Genomic DNA, 7781 nt, shown 5'->3' on the forward strand with positions numbered 1-7781 from the left:
ACACCTTCGCGGTGCGCCGCGGCAAGGAGTACCACGTGAAGAACTCCCTGCGCGGCGGCGCGGCGGACATCGTCGTGCGGTACGGCCGGGCCGACGACGAGGTCCTCGTCGGGGACTGGGACGGCGACGGGCGCGACACCCTCGGCGTGCGGCGCGTGCCACCGGAGGTGCGCTGACCGGCCGGGCTGAGCCGTGACGCCCGCCGGGTGAGGGTTCTCACCCGGCGGGCAGCCGGGCCGGGGGCGTCCCCGGGCCGGGCGAGAATGGGCCCCATGCTCACGATCGCCACCGTCAACGTCAACGGGATCCGCGCCGCCTTCCGCCGGGGGATGGGGGAGTGGCTCGCCCAGCGCGAGCCCGACATCCTCCTCCTCCAGGAGGTGCGAGCCCCCGATGAGGTCCTGCACGAGCTGCTCGGGGACGGCTGGCACGTGGCGCACCAGGCGTCCGACCTCAAGGGACGGGCCGGGGTCGCGGTGGCCTCCCGGCTGCCGGCGACGGCCGTGCGCGTCGGGCTGGGGCCCGACGAGCCGCCCGTCGACACCGGGCGCTGGGTGGAGATGGACGTCGCGGTGCCCGGCCGCGACCGCCCGCTGACGGTCGTCTCGGTGTACGTGCACTCCGGCACCGCCACCGAGCCGGAGCGCATGGCGGCCAAGTACGCGCACCTGGACAAGGTCACCGACCGGCTCTACGAGCTGTCCCGGGAGGCCGTGGCGGGGGAGTGCGACGTCGTCGTCGGTGGGGACGTCAACATCGTGCACACGCCGCTCGACATCAAGAACTGGAAGCCCAACCACAACCGGGTCTCCGGTGTGCTCGACGCCGAGATCGCCTACCTCGACCGGTGGGTGGAGGGCATGGGCTGGACCGACGTCACGCGCCGCCTCGCCGGGGAGCGGCAGGGGCCCTACACGTGGTGGTCGTGGCGCGGCAAGGCCTTCGACAACGACGCCGGCTGGCGCATCGACTACCTCTTCGCCACCGCCGAGATCGCCGACCGTGCCCGGGAGGCGACGGTGGACCGCGCGCCGTCGTACGACCGGCGGTTCTCCGACCACGCCCCGGTCGTGGCCCGCTTCGAGCGCTGAGCCCGCGCAGGGGGGGCGCGGCGCCGGCGGCGGCCCTCCGATGGGGCCTTCGGCGCTCATCCCACCCGGGCGGCCGGACCGCCGGCCGGGGCCAGGAGGAAGGCCGGCTCGGTGAACCCGGCGGCGGCGAAGGCGCCGGTGACCGCGGCGGCCACCCGCCGGGCGTCGCCCGCGTCGACCAGCGCGATCGCCGAGCCACCGAAGCCGCCCCCGGTCATCCGGGCGCCGTGAGCCCCGGCCGCGACCGCGGTGTCCACCGCGAGGTCGAGCTCGGGGCAGGAGACCTCGTAGTCGTCGCGCAGCGAGGCGTGGGACGCGGCCATGAGGTCGCCCAGCTCGCGCAGCCGGTCGGCGGTCGGCGGGCCGGCGTCGAGGACGGCGACGAAGCGGGCCACTCGCTCGACCTCGGTGACGACGTGGCGCACCCGGCGGCGGCTCACCGGGTCGTCCAGGGCGGCGAGCGCGGCGCCGAGGTCGTCGACCTCGCGCAGGGACGCCACCCCCAGCCGCCGCGCAGCGGTGTCACAGCTCTGGCGGCGCGCGGCGTACTGGCCGTCGACGAGGGCGTGCGGTGCCCGCGTGTCGACGACGAGCAGGTCCAGCCCCGCGGCGGCGAGGGCGACGGGGACGTGCCGGGCGCCGCCGTCCCGGAAGTCGAGGAGCAGCGCGTGCCCCGCCCGGGAGCGCAGCGAGGCGGACTGGTCCATGCCGCCGGTGGGGGCCCCGGCGACCTCGTTCTCCGCGCGGACGCACGCGGCGGCGAGCCGCGCACGGCCGGTGTCGTCGCCGGCGAGGCCCAGGTCCCACAGGTCGTCGAGCGCGATGGCGGCGGCGCACTCGAGCGCGGCCGACGAGGAGAGCCCCGCCCCGTAGGGCACGCAGCTGTCCACCGCGACGTCGAAGCCCCGTGCCCGGTCCGCGGGGGCCAGCCCCTCGGCGACCAGCGCCCAGGCGACACCGACGACGTACGCCGCCCAGCCGGTGACGGCGCCGGGCCGGACGTCGTCGAGGTCGATGCGGTGGGTCCCCGGCTCCTGCGCGGAGACCAGCCGCACGGTGCGGTCCGTCCGCGGCCGCGCCGCGACGAAGGTGCGGTGCGGCAGCGCCACCGGCAGGCACAGGCCGGCGTTGTAGTCGGTGTGCTCGCCGATGAGGTTGACCCGGCCCGGTGCCGCCCAGACGCCGGCCTCACCCGGGCCGAAGGTCCGGGTGAGCAGGTCCCGGGCGCGCCGTGCGCCGTCGTCGTCGGTCCAGGCCGGCAGGGGGGCGCTCACTCGACGACCTCCCGGAAGCGGTCGGCGATGCGCTCGGGCGTGGTGTCGGAGATCCAGGCGCCCATCCCCGACTCCGAGCCGGCGAGGTACTTGAGCTTGCCCGGTGCCCGCAGCACGGAGAAGAGCTGGAGGTGGAGCCGCAGGTCGGTACGGCCCTCGTGCACCGGGGCCTGGTGCCAGGCGGCGATGTACGGCAGGCGCAGCGCCCGCTCCTCGCCGTCGCCGTTGCTCGTGACGAAGAACTGGTCCCCGGCACGCAGCAGCCGCAGGTAGATGTCGGCGAGGTCGTCGCGCTCGGCGTCGGTGAGCGCGGGCAGGTCGGGCACGTCGCGGCGCGGGGCCAGGTGGACCTCGACGGGCCAGCGGGCCGCCGCCGGCACGTAGGCCACCCAGTGCTCGGACTCGGTGACGACGCGCCGGCCCGAGCGCAGCTCGGCCTCGAGCACGTCGCGCAGCAGGTTGCGGCCGGTGACCTGGCGGTGCTCCCGGGCCCGCCGCAGCATCGTGGCCGTGCGCGGGGTGAGGTAGGGGTAGCCGTAGATCTGCCCGTGCGGGTGGTGCAGCGTCACCCCGATCTCCCGGCCGCGGTTCTCGAAGCAGAAGACCTGCTCGATCCCGGGGACCGTGGCGAGCTCGGCGGTGCGGTCGGCCCACGCCTCGATGACGGTGCGCATGCGCCGGTGCCCCACGGTGGCGAGCGAGGCCTGCGGGTCGGGGGAGAAGCAGATGACCTCGCAGCGGCCGGCGGCCGGGCGCACCGGCCACAGCGGCTCGCCGTCGACGTAGGCGACGGTGTCCGCCACGCCGGGCACCTGCACCAGTGAGGGGAAGCGGTTCTCGAAGACGACGACGTCGTAGTCGTCGGCGGGGATCTCGCCGTCGCTGTACGCCTCGCCCGGCCGGGCCGGCGCGAGCGGGTTGGCGTCGGCCGGAGGCAGGTGGGTGCGGTTCATCCGGTGCGCGGCCATCGGCACCCACTCGCCGGTGAGGACGTCGAAACGCATCTGCGGCCCGGTGACGGGGCGGGTGACGCCGTCCGGCCCGGTCACCGGGGCGAAGCGGTCCGGCAGCGGCCGCGGGTCGTCCAACCGGCGGGTGGCGGCGCCGGAGACGTACGGCTCGGAGTCGTCGAAGTAGATGATCTCCCGGCCGTCGGCGAGGCGGCTGCGGGTCTTGCGGACGGCGTGGGTGCTCATGCGATCTCCAGCGAGACGTCGTGGGTGGTGGCGGCGGCGACGGTGGCGTCGTCGGGTTCGGCGTCGGTGACGAGGACGTCGAGGTCCGCGAGCCGGCAGAAGGTGCGCAGCCCGCGCACCCCCCACTTGCTCGAGTCGAGGACGGCGACGGCGCTGCGGCCGGTGGCGAGGAGCGCGGCGTTGGTCGCCGCCTCCTGGAGGTTGGGGGTCATGAGCCCGGCATCCGGGGTGAAGCCGTGGGCACCGAGGAACACCCAGTCCACCCGTACGTCCCGCAGGTAGTCGACCGTGGCCGGGCCGACGAGGGCGTCGGAGGGGGTGCGCTCGCCGCCGGTGAGGACGACGGTGGGGGCCGGGCGCGCTGCCTCCGCGGCCTGCAGCGAGGCCTGGTGCAGGACGTCCGCCGCGGGCAGCGAGTTGGTGATGACGGTGAGCGTGGCGAAGTCCGGGTGGGCGGTGAGCGCCCGGGCGACGGCCAGCGTCGTCGTCCCCGCGGAGAGGGCGACGGCGTCACCGGCACGCACCCGTGACGCGGCGAGCGCGCCGATCCGGGACTTCTCCTCCTGGCGTCGGCCCGCCTTGACGGCGAAGGCGGGCTCCTGGGCGGAGGGGCCCGGGGCGACGGCGCCGCCGTGCACCCGCACGAGCAGTCCGCGGCGGACGAGCCCGGCGATGTCCCGCCGGACGGTCATCTCGGACACCCCGAGCTGCTCGACCATCTCGGCCACCCGGACGCCGCCGTTCCGGTTCACCGCGGCGAGGATGTGCTGCTGACGCTGGCGCGCGAGCAGCGGCGGAGTCGGCGATGTCATGCCCGACATTCTGCCAGCAGGGCGCAGAACCGAACACGAACGACCAGCGTGCGGTCACCGGCCGCTGCTCCCGTCGTGCCGCCCGGACGGTACGTCCGACCGGCCGGGACCGACCACCCTGCGGTGACCGGCCGGCACGCGCCGGTGGTCGCCCGCCGTGCTGCCCGGGCGGTTCGTCCCTACCCTGTAGCCATGGGTACCGCCGCGCGGGGGAGCGACCGACCGACGCTGGTCGACCGGGTCAAGGCCCTCCAGGGGCGCTGGGAGCACTCCCGGGCCGGCCGGGCACTGGCCCGGTACGGCAAGGCGCGCGGCGGCCTGCTCGCCGGCGGCATCACCTACTCCGCGCTCTTCTCGGTGTTCGCCGCGCTGGCGATCGGGTACACCGTCTTCATGGCGGTGCTCGGCAACAACGCCGAGCTTCGCGCCACCGTGCTCGACGCCGTCAACGACGCCCTGCCCGGGATCATCGACACCGGCAGCGGCGACGGGCTGCTCGACCCCGACCAGCTCGTCCAGCAGACCGCGCTCAACGCCACGAGCATCATCGCCGCGCTCGTCCTGCTGTGGACCGCGCTGAGCGTCATGGCCGCGCTGAAGAACTCGATCCGGGCGATGTTCGGCATCGTCGCCCCGCGGGAGAGCCCGGTCCGCGCCCGGCTGCGCGACCTCACCGGCTTCGTCACGATCGGTCTGGCCGTCGTCGTCACCGCAGCGCTCGGCATCGCCGCGGGAACGGCGGGCCAGTGGGTGCTCGACCGCCTCGGGGTCGAGGGCGCGCTCGCGTCCGTGGCGCTGCGCGTGCTGGGGCTGCTCGTCGTCCTGCTCGTCGACGTCGCCGTCTTCGTCCTGCTCCTCCGGGTGCTCGCCGGCGTGCGGGCCCCGCGCCGCGACCTGCTGACCGCGGCCCTCATCGGCGGTGTCGCGGCCGGGGTGCTGCGCTACTTCGGCACCAGCGTGGTCGGGGCGGCCGACGACCCGCTGCTCGCGACGGCGGCGGCGCTCATCACCCTCCTCCTGTGGATCAACCTCCTCGCCCGGGTCACCCTCCTCGTCGCGGCGTGGACGGCGAACCCGCCCGCCCCGCCGAAGCCCACCGACGCGCGCACCACCCACTTCGACCAGACGCCCAACTACGTCACGCTCTCCGCCCCGCACACCCTGGCCTGGGAGTACGACGCCATCACCGGGACCGTGGAGGCCGACCGGCAGGTGAGCGAGACGGCGCTCGCGGCGGACCTCGAGCGGCTGGGGGAGGAGGGCCGCGAGGTCCTCGCCACCCGGCGCGCGGACGAGGAGCGCCGGGAGTGGGAGGAGCGTCTCGCGCTGGAGGAGCGGGCGAAGGACGCCTACTGGGGCGGCGTCGTCGGGGCGCTGCGGCGGTGGAACCGGCGCCGGTTGCGGCGGCGCTACACCCGCCGGGACGGCTACCTGCAGCGCCGCGCCGAGCGCCGGGAGGCACGGGGCGAGACCGCCCACCGTTGAGCGGACGTGCGGTGGGCGGACAACCCGCCGCACGCAAGCAGAAGGCCCCCGGCTCGCAGGAGCCGGGGGCCTTCTCGCGCTGTCAGCTGCCGTTGCGGATGGCGGTGCGCAGGTCGAAGTTCAGCTGGTTGATCGTGTCCAGCGGGATGCCCTTGGGGCACACGGCGGCGCACTCACCGATGTTCGTGCAGCCACCGAAGCCCTCGGCGTCCTGCTGCGCCACCATCGAGACCACCCGGCCCCACCGCTCGGGCTGCCCCTGCGGGAGCTTGCCGAGGTGGGTGACCTTGGCGGCGGTGAAGAGCATCGACGAGCCGTTCGGGCAGGCGGCCACGCACGCGCCGCAGCCGATGCAGGCGGCCGCCTCGAAGGCCGCGTCGGCGTCGCTCTTCGGCACCACGGTGGCGTGGGCGTCGGGCGCCGAGCCGGTGTTGGCGGAGATGAAGCCGCCGGCCTGGATGATGCGGTCGAACGCGGAGCGGTCGACGACGAGGTCCTTGATGACCGGGAACGGGTCGGCCCGCCACGGCTCGACGGTGATCGTGTCACCGTCCTTGAAGGAGCGCATGTGCAGCTGGCAGGTGGTGGTGACCTCCGGCCCGTGGGCGACGCCGTCGATCATGACGCCGCACATGCCGCAGATGCCCTCGCGGCAGTCGTGGTCGAAGGCGACCGGCTCCTCGCCGCGCTCGATGAGCTGCTCGTTGAGCACGTCGAGCATCTCGAGGAAGGACATGTCCTCGGAGATGCCGTCAAGCGGGTACTCGACCATGCGGCCGGGCGTGTCGGCGTTCTTCTGGCGCCAGACCTTGAGGGTGATTCTCACTTGTAGCTCCGCTGCTTCATCTCGACGTACTCGTACACGAGGTCCTCCTTGTGGAGCACCGGGGGCTGCCCCTCACCGGTCCACTCCCACGCCGCGACGTAGGCGAACTCGTCGTCGTGCCGCAGCGCCTCGCCGTCCTCGGTCTGCGACTCGGCGCGGAAGTGCCCACCGCAGGACTCGCGGCGGTGCAGCGCGTCGATGCACATGAGCTCACCGAGCTCGAGGAAGTCGGCGACCCGGTGGGCCTTCTCCAGGGACTGGTTGAAGTCGTCGGCGGCGCCGAGGACCTTGACGTCGCGCCAGTACTCCTCGCGCAGCGCCCGGATCTTCTCGATCGCGGTGCGCAGGCCCTCCTCGGTGCGCTCCATCCCGCAGTACTCCCACATGATGTTGCCGAGCTCCTTGTGGAAGGAGTCGACGGAGCGCTTGCCGCCGGCGTTCATGAGCCGGTCGATGCGGTCGATGACGGCCCCGCGCGCCTCCTGCACCGCCGGGTGGTCCTCCGTGACCTTCTCGAAGGGGCCGTCGGCCAGGTAGTCGTTGATCGTGTTGGGCAGCACGAAGTAGCCGTCGGCCAGGCCCTGCATGAGCGCGGAGGCACCCAGGCGGTTCGCGCCGTGGTCGGAGAAGTTGGCCTCACCGGTGACGAAGAGGCCCGGGATGGTGGACTGGAGGTCGTAGTCGACCCACAGCCCGCCCATCGTGTAGTGGACGGCGGGGTAGATGCGCATCGGGACCTCGTACGGGTTCTCTCCCGTGATGCGCTGGTACATGTCGAAGAGGTTGCCGTACTTGGCCTCGACGGCCTTGCGGCCCATCCGCGAGATGGCCTCGGCGAAGTCGAGGTAGACGCCGCGGCGCACCCCGTCCACCGCCGGCCCGACGCCGCGCCCCTCGTCGCACACGTTCTTCGCCTGCCGAGAGGCGATGTCGCGGGGGACGAGGTTGCCGAAGGCCGGGTAGATCCGCTCGAGGTAGTAGTCGCGGTCCTCCTCGGGGATGTCCCGCGGGTCCTTGTCGCAGTCCTCGGCCCGCTTGGGCACCCAGATGCGGCCGTCGTTGCGCAGCGACTCGCTCATCAGGGTGAGCTTGGACTG

General features: G+C 74.1%; 7 protein-coding genes. 2 read left to right on the forward strand and 5 right to left on the reverse strand.

Annotated features, from left to right (window positions below; translation table 11 throughout):
- The first annotated feature begins 272 nt into the window (after positions 1-272).
- On the forward strand, positions 273-1091 hold the full coding sequence (locus tag Q0195_RS02705; protein WP_299274178.1) for an exodeoxyribonuclease III: 819 nt from the start codon (positions 273-275) through the stop codon (positions 1089-1091).
- Positions 1092-1147: 56 nt separating this feature from the next.
- On the opposite strand, the gene galK is transcribed toward Q0195_RS02705, so the two are convergent.
- Genes galK through Q0195_RS02720 form a run of 3 tightly spaced genes read right to left on the reverse strand, consistent with a single transcriptional unit; the run spans position 1148 to position 4373 of the window.
- Positions 1148-2365 carry a galactokinase gene (gene galK, locus Q0195_RS02710; protein ID WP_299274181.1) on the reverse strand — a complete coding sequence of 406 codons (1218 nt, stop codon included), beginning with the start codon at positions 2363-2365 and terminating at the stop codon, positions 1148-1150.
- Positions 2362-3561 (reverse strand): galactose-1-phosphate uridylyltransferase, encoded by a 1200-nt coding sequence (gene galT, locus Q0195_RS02715; RefSeq protein WP_299274184.1) that lies wholly within the window; start codon positions 3559-3561, stop codon positions 2362-2364. The genes galK and galT overlap by 4 nt, the downstream gene beginning before the upstream one ends.
- On the reverse strand, positions 3558-4373 hold the full coding sequence (locus tag Q0195_RS02720; protein ID WP_299274186.1) for a DeoR/GlpR family DNA-binding transcription regulator: 816 nt from the start codon (positions 4371-4373) through the stop codon (positions 3558-3560). Before Q0195_RS02720 ends, galT begins: the two co-directional genes overlap by 4 nt.
- Positions 4374-4565: 192 nt before the next feature.
- Here Q0195_RS02720 and Q0195_RS02725 point away from each other — a divergent pair, with 192 nt between their 5' ends.
- Positions 4566-5858: a YihY/virulence factor BrkB family protein gene (locus Q0195_RS02725; protein ID WP_299274189.1), complete on the forward strand. Its 1293-nt coding sequence runs from the start codon at positions 4566-4568 to the stop codon at positions 5856-5858.
- Between the two features lie 82 nt (positions 5859-5940).
- Here the strand turns inward: Q0195_RS02725 and Q0195_RS02730 are convergent, their stop codons facing one another.
- Together Q0195_RS02730 and sdhA are read right to left on the reverse strand one after the other, a co-directional pair.
- Complete coding sequence (locus Q0195_RS02730) at positions 5941-6684, reverse strand: succinate dehydrogenase/fumarate reductase iron-sulfur subunit (RefSeq protein WP_299274191.1); 744 nt, start codon at positions 6682-6684, stop codon at positions 5941-5943.
- Positions 6681-7781, reverse strand: a 1101-nt coding sequence (gene sdhA, locus Q0195_RS02735; protein WP_299274193.1) for a succinate dehydrogenase (quinone) flavoprotein subunit, incomplete at its 5' end; no start/stop codon positions are given. The genes sdhA and Q0195_RS02730, both read right to left, overlap by 4 nt.

The sequence above is a fragment of the uncultured Georgenia sp. genome, from assembly GCF_937958535.1.
In the GTDB taxonomy this organism is placed as follows: domain Bacteria; phylum Actinomycetota; class Actinomycetes; order Actinomycetales; family Actinomycetaceae; genus Oceanitalea.

What these genes read in the sequence shown, in the direction of transcription:
- Q0195_RS02705 (WP_299274178.1), top strand. Translation starts at nt 273, where the DNA reads ATGCTCACGATCGCCACCGTCAACGTCAACGGGATCCGCGCCGCCTTC.
- galT (WP_299274184.1), bottom strand. Translation starts at nt 3,561, where the DNA reads ATGAGCACCCACGCCGTCCGCAAGACCCGCAGCCGCCTCGCCGACGGC.
- Q0195_RS02720 (WP_299274186.1), bottom strand. Translation starts at nt 4,373, where the DNA reads ATGACATCGCCGACTCCGCCGCTGCTCGCGCGCCAGCGTCAGCAGCAC.
- Q0195_RS02725 (WP_299274189.1), top strand. Translation starts at nt 4,566, where the DNA reads ATGGGTACCGCCGCGCGGGGGAGCGACCGACCGACGCTGGTCGACCGG.